The 14,915-nt window shown below is 73.7% G+C and carries 16 protein-coding genes; 7 read left to right on the top strand and 9 right to left on the bottom strand.

Annotated features, from left to right (window positions below):
• Window positions 1-4 precede the first annotated feature (4 nt).
• The gene (locus tag ACIQVI_RS13310) at window positions 5-490 is read right to left on the bottom strand and encodes a DUF2771 domain-containing protein (RefSeq protein WP_351969584.1); all 486 of its coding nucleotides are present in this window, start codon (window positions 488-490) and stop codon (window positions 5-7) included.
• A gap of 164 nt (window positions 491-654) precedes the next feature.
• Complete coding sequence (locus ACIQVI_RS13315) at window positions 655-2,034, bottom strand: MFS transporter (protein WP_351969585.1); 1,380 nt, start codon at window positions 2,032-2,034, stop codon at window positions 655-657.
• A gap of 957 nt (window positions 2,035-2,991) precedes the next feature.
• Between ACIQVI_RS13315 and ACIQVI_RS13320 the strand changes: the two genes are divergently transcribed.
• The 3 genes from ACIQVI_RS13320 to ACIQVI_RS13330 all read left to right on the top strand — a co-directional run bounded on the left by ACIQVI_RS13320 (window position 2,992) and on the right by ACIQVI_RS13330 (window position 7,831).
• The gene (locus ACIQVI_RS13320) at window positions 2,992-3,921 is read left to right on the top strand and encodes a DUF3027 domain-containing protein (RefSeq protein WP_351969586.1); all 930 of its coding nucleotides are present in this window, start codon (window positions 2,992-2,994) and stop codon (window positions 3,919-3,921) included.
• A gap of 99 nt (window positions 3,922-4,020) precedes the next feature.
• Window positions 4,021-7,248 (top strand): sacsin N-terminal ATP-binding-like domain-containing protein, encoded by a 3,228-nt coding sequence (locus tag ACIQVI_RS13325; RefSeq protein ID WP_403594823.1) that lies wholly within the window; start codon window positions 4,021-4,023, stop codon window positions 7,246-7,248.
• Window positions 7,249-7,285: 37 nt separating this feature from the next.
• Window positions 7,286-7,831, top strand: coding sequence for a S1 RNA-binding domain-containing protein (locus tag ACIQVI_RS13330; RefSeq protein ID WP_403594826.1), 546 nt, complete (start codon window positions 7,286-7,288; stop codon window positions 7,829-7,831).
• Here ACIQVI_RS13330 and ACIQVI_RS13335 read toward each other — a convergent pair.
• From ACIQVI_RS13335 to ACIQVI_RS13355, 5 genes are all read right to left on the bottom strand, one after another.
• Complete coding sequence (locus tag ACIQVI_RS13335) at window positions 7,828-8,217, bottom strand: hypothetical protein (protein WP_403594829.1); 390 nt, start codon at window positions 8,215-8,217, stop codon at window positions 7,828-7,830. The two genes, ACIQVI_RS13330 and ACIQVI_RS13335, sit on opposite strands and share 4 nt — an antisense overlap.
• 149 nt (window positions 8,218-8,366) lie before the next feature.
• Window positions 8,367-9,509 (bottom strand): ATP-grasp peptide maturase system methyltransferase, encoded by a 1,143-nt coding sequence (tgmC, locus tag ACIQVI_RS13340; protein ID WP_403594833.1) that lies wholly within the window; start codon window positions 9,507-9,509, stop codon window positions 8,367-8,369.
• The gene (gene tgmB, locus ACIQVI_RS13345; protein ID WP_403594836.1) at window positions 9,506-10,456 is read right to left on the bottom strand and encodes an ATP-grasp ribosomal peptide maturase; all 951 of its coding nucleotides are present in this window, start codon (window positions 10,454-10,456) and stop codon (window positions 9,506-9,508) included. Before tgmB ends, tgmC begins: the two co-directional genes overlap by 4 nt.
• A complete protein-coding gene (gene tgmA / locus ACIQVI_RS13350) occupies window positions 10,453-10,764 on the bottom strand; it encodes a putative ATP-grasp-modified RiPP (protein WP_403594839.1) in 312 nt (103 codons plus the stop codon). The genes tgmB and tgmA overlap by 4 nt, the downstream gene beginning before the upstream one ends.
• Window positions 10,765-10,785: 21 nt before the next feature.
• The gene (locus tag ACIQVI_RS13355) at window positions 10,786-10,986 is read right to left on the bottom strand and encodes a hypothetical protein (protein WP_403594842.1); all 201 of its coding nucleotides are present in this window, start codon (window positions 10,984-10,986) and stop codon (window positions 10,786-10,788) included.
• A gap of 226 nt (window positions 10,987-11,212) precedes the next feature.
• Here ACIQVI_RS13355 and ACIQVI_RS13360 point away from each other — a divergent pair, with 226 nt between their 5' ends.
• The 3 genes from ACIQVI_RS13360 to ACIQVI_RS13370 are packed head-to-tail and all read left to right on the top strand — an operon-like array spanning window position 11,213 to window position 12,905.
• Entirely contained in the window at window positions 11,213-11,386 is a 174-nt protein-coding gene (locus ACIQVI_RS13360; RefSeq protein ID WP_403594845.1) for a hypothetical protein, read from the top strand.
• Window positions 11,383-12,309 carry an XRE family transcriptional regulator gene (locus ACIQVI_RS13365; protein WP_403594848.1) on the top strand — a complete coding sequence of 309 codons (927 nt, stop codon included), beginning with the start codon at window positions 11,383-11,385 and terminating at the stop codon, window positions 12,307-12,309. Before ACIQVI_RS13360 ends, ACIQVI_RS13365 begins: the two co-directional genes overlap by 4 nt.
• A 17-nt stretch (window positions 12,310-12,326) precedes the next feature.
• Window positions 12,327-12,905 (top strand): HD family hydrolase, encoded by a 579-nt coding sequence (locus ACIQVI_RS13370; protein ID WP_403594851.1) that lies wholly within the window; start codon window positions 12,327-12,329, stop codon window positions 12,903-12,905.
• A 44-nt stretch (window positions 12,906-12,949) separates the two neighbouring features.
• Here the strand turns inward: ACIQVI_RS13370 and ACIQVI_RS13375 are convergent, their stop codons facing one another.
• Complete coding sequence (locus tag ACIQVI_RS13375) at window positions 12,950-13,294, bottom strand: MerR family transcriptional regulator (protein ID WP_403594853.1); 345 nt, start codon at window positions 13,292-13,294, stop codon at window positions 12,950-12,952.
• Window positions 13,295-13,863: 569 nt separating this feature from the next.
• Here ACIQVI_RS13375 and ACIQVI_RS13380 point away from each other — a divergent pair.
• Window positions 13,864-14,520: a hypothetical protein gene (locus tag ACIQVI_RS13380; protein WP_403594856.1), complete on the top strand. Its 657-nt coding sequence runs from the start codon at window positions 13,864-13,866 to the stop codon at window positions 14,518-14,520.
• A 33-nt stretch (window positions 14,521-14,553) separates the two neighbouring features.
• On the opposite strand, the gene ACIQVI_RS13385 is transcribed toward ACIQVI_RS13380, so the two are convergent.
• Window positions 14,554-14,892 (bottom strand): VOC family protein, encoded by a 339-nt coding sequence (locus ACIQVI_RS13385; protein ID WP_351969592.1) that lies wholly within the window; start codon window positions 14,890-14,892, stop codon window positions 14,554-14,556.
• Between the last annotated feature and the right edge of the window lie 23 nt (window positions 14,893-14,915).

Consider the following 14,915-nt stretch of genomic DNA (forward strand, 5'->3'; position numbering starts at 1 on the left):
CGGATCAGGATTCCTTCTTCAGCTGGAAGTGCCAGATGCCGGTCAGCTTCTTGCCGGTGTTCTCGACGATGGTCACCTGGGTCTTGTCCAGGGTCTCGCCGGTCTGGCTCTGGCCGGCGAAGAAGGCGCTGGCCGGAATGGTCCGGTAGGTCTTCTTGTACGGCTCGGCCTCGGCCTGCTGGCCGCCGAGGAAGATCGTCCAGCCGTTGTCGGCGACCTCGGGGTCCACGCCGAAGCGGATCTTGTCGTCCGGCGCGACGGTGAGGGTCTTCTCGGCCTTCTTGTTGAGGCACTCCTGGACCTGCGACTCCTTGATGGCGTCGCCGTTGTTGTAGCAGGCGGCCTCGGAGTGGACCGATTCGGTCCCGACCGTCAGGGTCGCGAGCGGAGTCGGCTTGTCGCAGGCGGAGAGGACGAGGAGCCCGGCGGAGACGGCCCCGAGGGCGACGGCGGTCCGGCGGCGCGAGCCGGAGAAGAACGCAACGGTCATGAGCCGAAGGCTATCGGGCCGCCGCTTCCGCGCCACGCGGGGGTACGGCGTGCCGCCTCCGCGTACCGGAAGGGCTGGGCCATCCGTACCGCCCGGGGGTGCCTTTCGCGCCGTCCGTCACCACCCGGGGGCCAGGAGGCCGGGGGTCCCTTTCGCGCCGTCCGTCACGCCACCCGCGTCTTCGAACGGTTCTTCGGGCCCGGGCGGCGGCGGGCGGCCGAGAGGAGGCCGCGGACGGCCAGGAGGGCGCCCAGGGCCAGGATCGCGGCGGCGACGGACATGCCGAGGGTGCCGTTCAGGGGGAGCGCGATGCCGATCGCGCCGCCCACCACCCACGCCATCTGGAGGGCGGTCTCGGAGCGGGCGAACGCCGAGGTGCGCACCACCTCCGGCACGTCCCGCTGGATCAGCGCGTCCAGGGACAGCTTCGACAGGGCCTGGGTGAGGCCCGCGACGGCGCCGAGGACGGCGACCATGACGCCGCCGAAGAAGATCGCCGTACAGATCGCCGTCCCGAGGACCACGCTGATCATCGTGGCGATGATCACCTCGGGGCCGTGGCCCCGGTCCCGGAGCAGCGAGCCGACCGCCGTCCCGCACGCGTTGCCGACGCCCGCCGCCACGCCCACGATGCCGAGGGAGACGGCGGCGCTCTGCCCCGACAGGGGGTGCTCGCGCAGCAGGAACGCCAGGAAGAAGATCAGGAAGCCGGACAGCATCCGCTGGGCCGCGTTGGCCGCCAGGCCGTGCAGGACGGCCGGGCCGACCGTCCGCAGGCTCGGCTTCTTCTCGCCGTGGGTCAGCAGGTGCGCCCGCCGCTCGCCCTTCGCGGAGTCCACCTTGGGCGGCATCCGCAGCGCCCAGAACACGCCGAGCAGGAACAGCGCGCACGCGCCGTACAGCGGCCAGCCCGGCCCGATCATCTGGAGGCCCGCGCCGACGGGCGCGGCGATCCCGGTGGCGAGCAGCCCGGCCAGGGTGACTCTGGAGTTCGCCTTCACGAGCGAGAAGTCCGGTGGGAGCAGCCGGGGCACGACCGCGCTGCGGACCACCCCGTACGCCTTGGAGGCCACGAGCACGCCGAGCGCGGCCGGGTAGAGCTCGATGCCGCCGGTCGCGACGGCCCCGGACATCATGATCGCCAGGACCGCGCGGGTCCCCATCGCGCCCGCCATCGCCGCGCGCCGGCCGTGCGGGATGCGGTCCAGGAGCGGGCCGATCACGGGCGCGAGGAGGGTGAACGGGGCCATGGTGATGGCGAGGTAGAGGGCGACGCGGCCGCGGGCCTCGTCGGTCGGCACGGAGAAGAAGACGGTGGAGGCGAGGGCGACGGTGATCATGACGTCCCCGGCGCCGTTCACGGCGTGCAGCTCGATCAGCTTGCCGAGCCCCGACTCGCCCGCGCCGTGCGCGTGGGTGGCCTTCCGGATGCCCTTCGCGGTGCCGGTGAACGGCAGGTGCAGGGCACGGCCGACCGACCGGCCCGCTCTCCGGAGCGGCCCGGCGTGATCCTCGGATCGTACGGGGGACCGTGCGGCTGCCACCCCGTCATAGTGCCCCAAGCGCGCGGTGTGAATCGTGACGTGACGCGGCGGACATCCGGCCCGCCCGGAACGACCACGCCCCGGGAGACGACCCGCACCCCCTCCACCGGACCACCCGACCCCTCCACGCTCCGGGCGTGTCGCCCGGGACGGGACCGGACCCGACCGCCGATCGGACTCCGGAACCCCGGGACCGGACCCGACCGCCGATCAGGTTCCGAAACCCCGGGACCGGACCACGACCGCCGATCGTGTTCTCCTCCCGCGAACTCCGCGGCCGGCCCATGACCGCTGGCCGGCCCCTCCCGCGAATCCCGGGACCGGACCACGACCGCCGGTCGCCCTCCCGCGAACCCCGCGAGCGGGACCGGCCCCGGGCGGCGACGCCGATTCCCGGTTCCCGCGGAGGCGGCGGGCCGCACGGCCGGGCCCGGTGGGACAGGTGCTTCCCCCGGTGGCCGGACGCGTGGCCGGGGCCAGCAGGAAAGGGCTCCCCGGATGGCCGGGCGCGCGGCCGGGCCCGGTAGGACAGGGCTCCCACGGATGGCCTGACGTGCGGTCGGGCCCGGGAGAAAGGGGCTTCCCCCGGTGGCCGGGCGCGTGGCCGGGCCCGGGCGGTGGGGCTTTCCCGGGTGGGGGCGGGCCCGGTGTTTCCCCGGTTCCCGGGGCTTCGTGGGCGGTCGTGTCGCCCGGGATGCGGCCCTCTTGGGGCGGGCAGGTGGGCGGCGGCCCGCGAACGGGGTAGCGTGCGTAGCGCGTCACCGGCGGAAGCTCTCGGCCGCGCGCCTCTTCGGCATCCCGCAGAATGGATGGCGTTAGGTGTGCCCGAGACGCGCGAGACACGTCGGGCGCGGACGTCGATGCGGCCCTCCGGTCCGCTCCGCCCGCCGCCCGTTGCTTCGCTCCCGCCTCCCGGCCGGCGCACCTGTGAGACGGCGTAGGAGAGAAGCGATACCTGTGAGTGCTGCGACGACGCGAAGCGGTACCCCGCGTGCCCCGCGAGCCACGCGTACCCCCGACCGCCTGTGCGCCGAGGCGGTGGAACTCGCCCGGGAGGCCGCCGAGGAGGCGGCCGCGCCCGGGATCGTGGGCGCCCACGTGGAGGTCGTCGCGGAGGGTGACCGCGTCGTCACCCACTTCTTCGAGTGCAAGGAGCCCGGCTACCGGGGCTGGCGCTGGGCCGTGACCGTCGCGCGCGCCTCCCGCGCCAAGAACGTCACGCTTGACGAAACCGTCCTGCTGCCCGGCTCCGACGCCCTCCTCGCCCCCGAGTGGGTGCCGTGGAGCGAGCGGCTGCGCCCCGGCGACATGGGTCCCGGCGACCTGCTGCCGACCGAGCAGGACGACCCGCGCCTGGAGCCCGGCTACACCGGCGAGGACGCGCCGCCGCCGAACTCCGCGGTTTCGGAGGAGCTGGCGGACCACCTCGACGCCGAGGACGCCGAGATCGTGACCCGTACCCCCTCGCGGGGCGCGATCGCGTCGGTCGCCGACGAGCTCGGGATGCGCCGGGCCCGGGTCCTGTCCCGCTACGGCCTGCACGTGGCAGCCGACCGCTGGGACGAGGCCTTCGGCGCCAGGACCGCGATGGCGCAGGCGGCCCCCGCCACCTGTGACTCCTGCGCCTTCCTGGTGCCGCTCGCCGGCGCCCTGAAGCAGTCCTTCGGCCTCTGCGCCAACGAGTTCTCCCCGGCGGACGGCCGGGTCGTCTCCCTGTCGTACGGCTGCGGGGGCCACTCGGAGGCCGCCGTCATGCCGAAGCCGCCGCGCCCCGCGCTCCCGGTCTTCGACTCGACGGCCGTCGACGCCTTCCCGCTCCGCCCCTCCAAGGACTCCGGCTCCACCACGGAACCGGACGAGGTCCTGGAGGACCTGGGCCACTCGTAGGGGCGGACCCTCCGGCGGGAGACGACACCGCGCGGCGCGGTACCTTCGGGCCCCCGGCACGGTGCCGCACCGGCCCCGCCCGAATCACCGCCCCGCAGAGTGGAGTCAGACGTGAGCGTCAGCGTCCGGACGACGACCGACGGAACCGACCCCTTCGGCACCGCACGGCTGCGCCGCGGCGTCCTCGATGCCTGGGGGGCCTCGCCCGCCCGGTTCCGGGAGGACGCGAACGCCGAGGAGGACCTCGCGCTCGGCGGCTACCGCGACCGGCTGGTCGTGGAGCTGGCCCAGAACGCCGCCGACGCCGCCCACCGCGCCGGCGTCACCGGCCGCCTCCGCCTCACCCTCCACCCGGCGGACCCCGAGGGCCCCGCCGTCCTCGCCGCCGCCAACACCGGCGCCCCGCTGGACGCCACCGGCGCCGAGTCGCTGTCCACCCTCCGCGCCTCCGCCAAGCGCGAGCAGGGCGGGGAAGGGGGCGCGGGGGCCGTGGGCCGCTTCGGCGTCGGCTTCGCCGCCGTCCTCGCCGTCACCGACGAGCCCGCCGTCCTCGGCCGCCACGGCGGCGTCCGCTGGTCCCTCGCGGAGGCCCGCGAGATGGCCGCCGAGACCGCCCGCTACAGCCCGGGCCTCGGCGACGAACTGCGCCGCCGCGACGGCCACGTGCCCCTGCTGCGCCTCCCGCTGCCCGCCGAGGGCACCGCGCCCGAGGGGTACGACACCGTCGTGGTCCTGCCGCTGCGCGACGCGGCCGCCCAGGACCTCACCGAGCGGCTCCTCTCGTCGGTCGACGACGCCCTGCTGCTCACTCTTCCGGGTCTGTCCGAGGTCGTCGTGGAGACACCCGAAGGTGTACGAACGCTCCGCCGCTCCGAGGCCGACGGCTACGTCCGCGTCGAGGACTCGGCGAGCGGCCCGGTGAGCGTCCCTGCGGGCGGCTCCCCGCGCGGCTCCGGACGCGGCTCCGCGCGCGACTCCGCCTCCGGCGCGCACCGCTGGCGGACCGTCACCCACGGCGGGCCGCTCGACCCCGAGCTCCTCAGGGACCGCCCGGTCGAGGAGCGCCTGCGCCCCTACTGGTCGATCACCTGGGCCGTGCCCGTGGACGACGACGGGGCCCCGCGCTACCCGCAGACCACCCCCGTCGTGCACGCCCCCACCCCTACGGACGAACCCCTGGGCATCCCCGCCCTCCTCATCGCGTCCCTGCCGCTCGACACCGCCCGCCGCCACCCCGCGCCCGGCCCGCTCACCGACTTCCTGGTGCAGAAGGCGGCCGACGCGTACGCCGAACTCCTCGCGGACTGGCGGCCGGTGACGACCGCCGCGCTCGACCTCGTGCCCGGCCCGTTCGGCAAGGGCCCGCTCGACGGGGCGCTGCGCGAGGCGATCCTCGACCGGCTGCCGCGCGTCGGGTTCCTGGCGCCCGCCGCCCCGACCGAGGAGCTGCCCGCGCTCCGCCCGATCGAGGCGGAGGTCGTGGAGGGCGCGGGCGCCGACACCGTGAACGTGCTCGCGGAGGTCTTCCCGACCCTCCTCCCGGCCGGCCTGGAGCGCCGCCCCGAGCTGCGCACGCTCGGCGTCGGCCGGGTGCCGCTGACCGAGGCGATCGACCGCCTGGCCGGGGTCGACCGGCCCGCCGCCTGGTGGTGGCGGCTCTATGACTCCCTGGCCGGCGTCGACCCGGACCGGCTCACCGGCCTGCCGGTGCCGCTGGCCGAGGAGGAGGGCGGCACCCGGTCCCGTACGGCGATCGGCCCCCGCCAGGTCCTCCTGCCGCAGACGGGCACCCCGCCCGAGCTGGCCCGGCTCGGCCTGAAGGTGGCCCACCCGGACGCGGCCCACCCGCTCCTGGAGAAGCTCGGCGCCCTGCCCGCCACCCCCCGCGCGATCCTGACGACCCACCAGGTCCGGCTCGCGGTCGCCGCCTCCCTCGACGTGGGCGAGATCTGGGACGAGGACGTCGACGCCCTGGACGCGGAGGAGCTGGCCGAGACCGTCCTCACCCTGGTCAGGGACGCGGAGCTCGCCCCCGGCGAGGAGCCGTGGCTGGGCGCGCTCGCCCTCCCCGACGAGGACGGCGAACTCGCCCCGGCCAGCGAACTCGTCCTGCCCGGCTCGCCCTTCGCCGCCGTCGTCCGCGAGGACGAGATCGCCTTCGTGGACGCGGACCTGGCCGCCCGCTGGGGCGAGCAGCCCCTCACCGCGTGCGGGGTACTCGCCACCTTCGCCCTCGTCCGTACGAGTGATCTCGTCCTCGACCCGGACGAGGTCGAGCCCCGCGAGGGCGACTACCCGGAGCCGGACGACGCCGGGCTCCTCGACGCGGTCGACGTGTGGTGCGAGGACGTCCTCGACCGGCTCCCGGAGTCGCCGGTGCCGCCGGTGGCGACGGAGATCGTCGCCGTACGGGACCTGGACCTGGTCGACGACGACGCCTGGCCGCAGGCGCTCGCCCTGCTCGCCGCCCCGCCCCTGAGGGACGCCCTGATCCAGCCCGTACGGGTCCTCCTGCCGGACGGCACGACGGAGACCGTCCGCCCCTACACGGCCTGGTGGCTCCGGGACCACCCCGTCCTGGACGGCCGCCGCCCGGCCGGACTGCGCGCCGCCGGCACCGACCCCCTCCTGATGGGCCTGTACGACTCCGCCGACGCGACCGGCTTCGAGGACGAGCAGGTCCTGCGGGCCCTCGGCGTCCGCACCTCGGTCCCGGCGCTCCTGGACGAGCCGGGCGGCGCGGCGGAGCTCCTGGCCCGCCTGGCGGACCCGGACCGCACGGTGACGGCCCCGCAGCTGCACGCCCTCTACACGGCCCTGGCGGACCTGGACCCGGAGCAGGTGACCCTCCCGGACGAGCTGCGGGCGGTCGTCGACGGGGTCGTGACCGTGGTCGACGCGGCGGACGCGGTGGTCGCGGACGCCCCCGACCTCCTGCCCCTGACGGCCGGGCTCCCCCTCCTGCCGGTCTCCCCGTCCCGGGCGGTGGACCTGGCCGACCTGTTCCAGGTGCGGCGCCTGAGCGAGACGGTCGAGGCGGAGGTCACGACGACCGGCGAGGAGCACGGCGTCCCGGACTCCGTCACCGCCCTCCTCGGCCCCGCGACCCCCGGCTTCTACGTCGAGCACGAGGAACTCCGCGCGGGCGGCACCGAACTCGACTGGCGCCGCACCCCCGACGGCACCGTCCACGCCGCCACCCTCGAAGGCGTCGCCGCCGGCCTCGCCTGGGCCGCCGGCCAGTGGCCCCGCCGCTTCGAGGTCGCCGCCCTCCTGGAGGACCCGACCCGCACGGAGGAGCTGTCGCGGGACCGCTGGTTCGACTGATCCCGCCGTGCGGCGGGCGTGTGGCAGGGTTCCGGGCATGGACTGGCGGACCGAGAGCCCGGAACTCTGGGCGTTCCTGGAGGGGTTGCGCCCCGGCGAGGTGCTGACCGGCACCGTCGCGGCGATCGAGCGGTTCGGGGTCTTCGTGGCCCTCGACGAGGGCCCGGACCATCCGCTCTTCCCCGGCGTCGGGTTCGTCACCGTCCCCGAGCTGTCCTGGCGGCACGCCGATGCCCCGGCCGACGTCGTGACGGCCGGGCAGCGGGTCGCGTGCGAGTTCCTCCAGTTCGACACGTACAACGCGGAGGCCAGGCTCTCGCTGCGGGCGCTGTGCCCGGACCCCTTCCAGGCCTTCGCCGACCGCACGACGGCGGGCCGGGAGCTGCGCGGAACGGTCGAGAAGGTCCTCCCCTTCGGGGCCCTCGTCGACCTGGGGGACGGGATCACCGGCCTGGTCCCCTTCCGCGACTCCCCCGACCGCCCGGAGGACTTCGGGACCGGCGAGGAGGTCTCCGTCGTCGTCGCACACGTCGACCGCCCGACCCGCCGGGTCCTCCTCTCCGGCCCCCGGCACGCGGACTAGGCCACCCAGACCCCGCTGTGCCGGTGCCGGGCCGGGGGTACGTCGACGGCGTCGGCGGCATCGGGGTCGAGCGCCCCGCCGGGGGTGTTCACCAGCCCCAGGACCGTACCGACCCGCCTCCGGAGCAGCTGCCGGGCCCGCCGTTCCTGCTCGGCGGCCCAGTGCGCGACGGTCTTGTCCCACCGGTGCCGGGGCAGCGAGTAGACCGCGACGGCCCGCCGGACCAGGCGCGGGCGGGGCCGCCGGGCCTCCCGGACGGCTTCGGCGAACTCCCCGGCGCCGTACCTCAGGTCGTACAGCACGACGGAGTGAAAGGGTTCCCCCGGCAGCCAGTCGACGGAACTCCTCCGGCGGGCGAGGGACGGGTGATGAGCGGTACGAGCCACGGAAACTCCCACGGACAGCCACCGCCAGGCATTTCCTGACGGGCTACCTGAAGCCCCGGGGCCCGTTCGCACGCGCGTTTCGCATGGGGGCACGCTATTCGGGTGCGTGCGCCCGCCGCAGCCGAATGAGGAGGCGGTGTCCCCGCCTCCTACCCGCGCTCGCGCGGCCGGCCCGGCCACGTGATGCTCTGCGCGTCCGGGGTGACGGTGATCCGGAAGCGGTCGAGGGCGGGTGCGCCGTCCTGCCGCCAGAGGGTCACGTGGTCCTCGATTCCGTCCCACAGGCGGCCAGGCCCGCCCTGGCGGACGATCCAGCGGCCTCCGTCGCGGCGGAGAGCGGCCCACGACCCGGCGCCGACGTCGAGGACCACGTCGTGGGGCACGCCTCCTTCGAGGGGGATCCGGAGGAGCTGGGCGCGCGGGGCGGCGATCTGGGCGACGAAACGGGCGGTCCAGTCGTCCAGGACGTCGGCGCCGACCACGGTCTCGCGTTCCTCTCCGCCGCCGAGGTCGGGCAGCAGGCCGAGCGGCGGCGGAAGGTGGGGCCGGGCGAGCATGAAGGAGACCTGACCGCCGAGGAACCTGCCGCGGGCGACGCCGTCGCGGACGGTGAGCAGGGCGAGTTCGGAGGAGTACAACCAGCCGCACACCGTGGCGAGGATCCGGCCGCCCGGTCTGGTCCGGGCGAGCCAGGCCGGCGGGATCTCCCTGACTCCGCAGGTCGCCACGATCCGGTCGTACGGTCCGCCGTCGGGATCCCCGGCCAGTCCGTCCCCGACGACCAGCCGGGGCGTGTGGCCGAGGGCACCGAGGGCGTTCCGGGCCCGTACGGCCACGTCCTCGTCGACCTCGACCGACGTCACGAGGTCGTCGCCGAGCCGGTGGCAGAGAAGGGCGGTCGAGTAGCCCGAGCCGGTGCCGATCTCCAGGACGCGCTTTCCGTCGTCCACGTGGAGTTCTTCGAGCATACGGACGACCAGGCCGGGCATGGTGCTGGAACTGGTCGGCGACCGGAAGATCCGTCCCCGGATGTCCCCGGGGGCGATGGTTCCGGCGATCTGGGTCACCAGTGAATCGTCCGCGTACGCGGCCGGAAGCCACGCCGGGTCCTCGGGCATCACGGGCTCCCAGCCGGTGGGGCCGGCGTCGTCCACCCGGCGGAAGTAACCGCCGCGCAGGAACGCGTGCCGGGGGGTGTCGAGAACGGCCCGGCGCCACCGGGGCGAACGCAGATGGCCCTCGGCGGTGAGCCGGTCGGCCAGTGCTTCACGGAGGGCTTCGTCGTCGCTCACGCGGGCTTCCGTTCCAGGAGGTCGGCCATGGCCGCGACCATGGGCAGCCCGGTCTCGGGCTCCATCCACGCCCACTGACCGGACGGATTGCATTCGAGGAACCACCATGCCCCCGACCGGTCCACCGCGAAGTCGAAAGCCCCGAAGGCCAGACCGAAGTGGTCCAGGTAGCGGTGGAGGGCATCGGTGATGCCCGGGGGAGGCTCGATCACGGTGTAGGTGAGCCGGTCGTAGTCCGTGCGCCAGTCGAGCAGACCGGAGTCGATCCGCACGCTGAAGACTCGACTGCCGGTCACCGTGACGCGGACGTCGGCGACCTTGTCGACCCGCCGCTGGAACAGATGGGCCGTTCCCGCCACCCGTTCGTCGACCTGATCCGCGGTCACCTCCGCGACCTCGACCGTGCAGGACACGCCGTCGATCCGGTAGAGCGGTGTCGACAGCGGCTTGTGGACGACCGCGCCGTGGGCCCTGATGAACGCGCGGGCCGCCTCCGGCTCCGACGTGACCAGGGTCGGCGGGACCCGGAACCCGCATCGCACGGCGGTGGCGAGGCCGGCGGGCTTGAACTCCGCGTCCCCGATGCGGTGGGGGTGGTTGACGTACAGGCAGCCGGGGAGCGAGGCGAGGACGCCGCCGAGACCGTAGCGGGCCTGGGTGACGGCGAAGCGGGCGTCCTGCTCGTCGAGGTGGGCGAAGGTGAAGCCGGACGGCCGCCGGTAGTACAGCGACCGTACGCGGGCAAGGTCGGCGGTCCGGGTGGGGGTGGACAGCGTTCCCCCGAAGCCGTGGGGCGAGAGGACGGCCGCGAACGACAAGGTGGCGGGGAAGTCCCCGGAATCGAGCCGTACGACCGGGACGTCCCGGTCGTACAGCTCGCTGATCACCAGGTCGGCCGTGGGGTCGTCGATCATGGTGACGACCAGCACCGGGCCGGAGTGGCTCACTGGTCGGAGTCGTTTCCGGTGTCGCTGTCCCCACCACCGGTACCGCCGCCGCTTGATCCGTCGGACGGATTTCCGGTGTTGGTACGGGGGTTGGTTCCGGTACTGGTCCCATGCTTGGGCATCTCCATGACCCGGCCCTTCCCGTCGAAGTAGCGGGCGGTCTGGGTGTCCGGGTCGATCTCGGCGCGCGTCCAGGTGGGAGCCGTGGTCGGGTACGGGACCATGCGCCGGACACCCCAGGGCACGGCGGTGGCGTGCCCCATGGGCAGAGGCGTTCCAGTCGGAAGGCGGTCCGTGCGAGGGAACAAGGGATCCTCCGGAAGTCGGTTTCAGACAGTTCGGTGGGTGGGGTCGCCGGGGTCCTCGAAGGCGGCCCGGACGTTGTCGGCCGAGGTCGTCCACTCGACCCCGCTCGCGGGCCGGATGTGGGCGATGCGTACCAAGCGGCCGTCGCTGCGCAGTTCGTGGGTGACGGCTGTGAGTTCGCCCTCGCTCCGGCTCGCCGTGTCACGAACCCGCTGGTGGAGCAAGGGGTGTTCCTCGTAGCCGTCGAATCCGACCGGATTCACGGCTTCGCCCGAGGCGGATCTGAGGTACTCATGTGCTTGCCCCTTTCCAACATGCCTTGTGGGAGCCGGAGTTCGTGACCTATGTGCGCGCTTTTCGTTGGTGCGACTTGAACGTACGGTCGCTGTGCGCGCGGTAGGACTGACCGGCAGTACGTGTTGTGGGGACGGAGCACTCTGGGGAGCCGACATGGTGAAGCCGCCCGTGCGGGGACGCTCGATCGCCGGGGCCGTCGCGGGGTTCGTCCTGCGCGTGGCGCGGGAGAGCATCCCGCGTACGCAGGCGGCCATGGCGGAGGCGCTGGGCGTGGACCTCGGCACGATGCAGGGGTGGGAGTCGGGCGCAGGCCGCTCGCGAACATGAAGGCCGGAGCGCTTCTGATCCTGCGGCGCCGGCTGGGGGCGCTGGGCGCGGATCCCACGGTGGTGGGACTGCTGGACGCGGCGATGGACGCCGATCAGATCATCGGTGCCGGGCTGGAACCCCCGGAAGACACGGGGGCGCACCCGCTCGCGTCCTGGGTGCATACCCGGGACACCGCTCACATGCTGGCGTGGGCCCTGACCGGAGTGGCACCCCCGGCACTGCGCGGGCGTGTCCCGGCTTCCCGGCGGGGACCCGTCGCGGACGCCCCGCTGCTGGCGGCGGCCGATCGGACGTTGTTCTTCGAACGCCTGCGCAGGACCGCCGAAGCCGCGCGCGGGCCCGGAGGCGGCACGCTGCTGCACCGCCAGGCCCTCTACCTGGCTTCGTACGACCGGGGGCCGGAAGCCGTGGCGTGGACAGCCCACGCCCTGCATGTCCGACGGGGAGTCCTTGCCCGCCGGGGGTGGTCGGAGCACTGGGCGGAGGCCCGGTCGACCGCGACGGCACTGGCCCGGCTGGGGGACCCCCAGCCGCTCCTGGACTTCATCGAACGTTCCCTGGCCGGTGACGACACCGCCGAGGCCGCGAACCTCAACTACTGGGCCTACTGGCTGGGCGGTCTGCGTCTTCCCCAGTCCGACGACCGGTTCATGCAGAACCGGGAACCGAACGGCTGGGACCCCGTCACCCTCTTACGAGGACTCACGCACGGAATGCACCGAGCCCCCGGGTACGTCGACCTGTACGCCCACACCCTGTGGGCCTTGTTGACCGCCCACCCGTGGCTTCCCCAGGCGTCGCCACCGCTGGCACAGGACTTGGCGAGGCGTACGGACCGGCTGTTGGAGGAGGGCGTCGCTTCCGTAAGAGCCCGCCAAGAACTCGGGGCCGTGCATTACGTTTTGCGTGATCGAACCTGAGGACCGGAGGTCATCACATGGCAGACGAGACGGCGAACGCCCAGGGCACGGCCGGGTTCATCTTCGAGATGGGGGTGCTCAAGAACGCCAAGCGGACCGGATGGTGGTTCACGGGCAACAACAACCCCGAGTCGATCGCCGAGCACTCGTTCCGCGTCGGCGTCATCGGTGCCGTGCTGGCCATGATGGAGGGCGTGGACCCGGCCGAGGTCGCCCTGATGTGCCTGTTCCACGACACGCAGGAGACCCGGATCGGGGACATCCCGCACATCGGGCGCCGCTACATCGACGCCGCCGCGAACCGTACGGTCACCGCGGACCAGGTGTCGGCCGCGCATCCGGCGGTCAGGGCCGGGGTGCAGCGGGTCGTCGACGAGTACGAGGCCAACGACACGCCCGAGGCGATCGTGGCCAAGGACGCGGACAAGCTGGAGTGCCTCGTGCAGGCCGTGGAGTACCGGGCCCAGGGCAACACCCTGGTCCAGGACTGGATCGACACCTCCCTGAACAGCCTCAAGACGGCCTCGGCGCGGACCCTCGCCGAGGCCGCGCTCACCATGTCGCCGCTGGAGTGGCGGAAGACCTTCCTGGGCTGACGGGCTCAGGACGTGTGGAGCCCGCCGCGCGGCCGGCGCTCGGGTCACTCCGTCGTCGGCGGGTTCGGGGTGGTCGCCGCGTGGCGGTACTGGTCGTTGAGGCGCTGGGCCTCTTCGAGTTGGTCTTCGAGGACGACGATGCGGCAGGCGGCTTCGACGGGGGTTCCCCGGTCGACGAGTTCGCGGGCGCGGGCGGCGATGCGCAGTTGGTAGCGGGAGTAGCGGCGGTGGCCGCCCCCGGAGCGCAGGGGGGTGATCAGGCGGTGTTCGCCGAGGGCGCGCAGGAAGGCGGGGGTGGTGCCGAGCATCTCGGCGGCCCGGCCCATGGTGTAGGCGGGATAGTCCTCGTCGTCGAACTTGTCGGCGGGGCGGGTGCTGCGAGGGGGCATAGGCCTCTTCTTCCGGGGACGCGTCGAGGGGCCCGGACGCCGTAGTGGCGCCCGGGCCCCGAGCTTTCAACACCATCTACCGGCCGACTGCGCCGGGTTTCTTGTTCCGCAGGGGCCGCCCGGTGGGCGGGGCTGCGGGGATCGCGGTTGCGTGACCGGGGACCACCTTCCAATCCGGGGCCTGCGGTACCCGGGCTGCCGTGCTCGCCCGGGCGATCCTGATGGCGTTCCGCTCCTTCTCTCTCTTCCGTGTACTGCACTTCGGTACCGCTCACGGCCCCTGGGGCCGCCCGGCCCGGCGGCCAGTGGAGGAACCCGTCACTTCCGGCTCCGCCGCTCCGCCGCCGTTCCGCACCTGCTGGACCTGCGTGCGCGGCAGTGCGTCCCTGCCGCGCCCTTCGACTTCTGGGTTACGAGGAAGACGTTAGACCCGCCGGGAGAAAAAATCTACTCCCGCCATCGTAGATTTACTCTTCTGGGGGACAGTGGCATTCTGTCTTGGCGGTCCACGGGGGAGGTGGCGTCACCGGCGCCCCGCCGGCTCGTGACGTCGCCGGTAGCCTCTCGCCATGCAGACGAACCTGATGATCTACGACGGCCCCGCACCGGCCGATTCCGACGCCCCGCGCACCGGGGGCGTGCCGCTGGCTCCCGCCGGGTTCGTCTGGCCGGTGTGCGGCTGCGGGGAGCCGCTGCAGTTCTTCGCCCACCTCCCCGTCGAGGACGGCGTCCTGTCGGTGTTCCTGTGCCAGGACGACCCCGGCGCGTGCGAGTTCTGGGACGCGCATTCCGGCGCGAACAGGGTCTACCTGTTTCCCCGGGAGGGCCTGCGGCCCGTGGTCGTACCCGAGTCGGGAACGGTCCTGCTGCCCGCCACCTCGGCCATCCGCGTCCACGGGGTGGCGTTCGACCCCGAGGAGGTCGACGAGGAGGACAGCGAGGAAGAGGGCGAGCCCGATGCCTACGACGTCGCCCGCCAGGGGTGGAGGCGCGAACCCGGAGAGCGGTTCGGGAAGCAGCGCGAAGTGCTCGGGTCGCTCGGAGGCAGCCCCTCCTACCTGGAGGACGACCGGCTGCCCGCGTGTCCCTCCTGCGCCGGCACCATGGAGTTCGCGGCGCACCTGGAAGAGGGGATCACCCGGGAGACCGCCATGAACCTCGGCGGTCAGCTGGGCTACGTCTTCGTCTGCCGCGCCTGCCGCGAGGGCGCCTTCCTGACGGGCTGAGACCGGCCGGTCGCGCTCGCCGCGGGGGCGGCCTCAGGACGGGCCGCCGCCCAGACCGATCTCGTTGCCGTCCGCGTCCCGGTAGGTCACCTTGGTCACGGTGTCGTAGGTCTCGCGGCGCACGGGTTCGAGGCCCTGGCGGGCGAGTTCGGCGACGCGGGCGTCCAGGTCGTCGACGAAGGTCGTCAGGAGGGCGTTCCCCGCGCGTTCGCGGTCCTCGACGATGTAGGCGTAGCGGCCCTCGGCGAGCTGCCACACCGCCTCCGTGTCGTGCGGCAGGAACGACGGACGGGCGCCGAAGAGGCGTTCGTACCAGGGCAGGGCCGCGGTGTAGTCGGTCACGGGGATGCCCGCGAAGAGTTCGGTGATCATGTCGTCCTCCAGGGAATCCGTGC

The organism is Streptomyces sp. NPDC098101, assembly GCF_044760185.1.
Classification (GTDB): domain Bacteria; phylum Actinomycetota; class Actinomycetes; order Streptomycetales; family Streptomycetaceae; genus Streptomyces.

Coding starts and splice junctions, on each gene's coding strand:
- ACIQVI_RS13330 (WP_403594826.1), top strand. CDS start 7,286: ATGGACTGGCGGACCGAGAGCCCGGAACTCTGGGCGTTCCTGGAGGGG.
- ACIQVI_RS13375 (WP_403594853.1), bottom strand. CDS start 13,294: ATGCCCCCTCGCAGCACCCGCCCCGCCGACAAGTTCGACGACGAGGAC.
- ACIQVI_RS13365 (WP_403594848.1), top strand. CDS start 11,383: ATGAAGGCCGGAGCGCTTCTGATCCTGCGGCGCCGGCTGGGGGCGCTG.
- ACIQVI_RS13360 (WP_403594845.1), top strand. CDS start 11,213: ATGGTGAAGCCGCCCGTGCGGGGACGCTCGATCGCCGGGGCCGTCGCG.
- ACIQVI_RS13380 (WP_403594856.1), top strand. CDS start 13,864: ATGCAGACGAACCTGATGATCTACGACGGCCCCGCACCGGCCGATTCC.
- ACIQVI_RS13370 (WP_403594851.1), top strand. CDS start 12,327: ATGGCAGACGAGACGGCGAACGCCCAGGGCACGGCCGGGTTCATCTTC.
- ACIQVI_RS13310 (WP_351969584.1), bottom strand. CDS start 490: ATGACCGTTGCGTTCTTCTCCGGCTCGCGCCGCCGGACCGCCGTCGCC.
- ACIQVI_RS13385 (WP_351969592.1), bottom strand. CDS start 14,892: ATGATCACCGAACTCTTCGCGGGCATCCCCGTGACCGACTACACCGCG.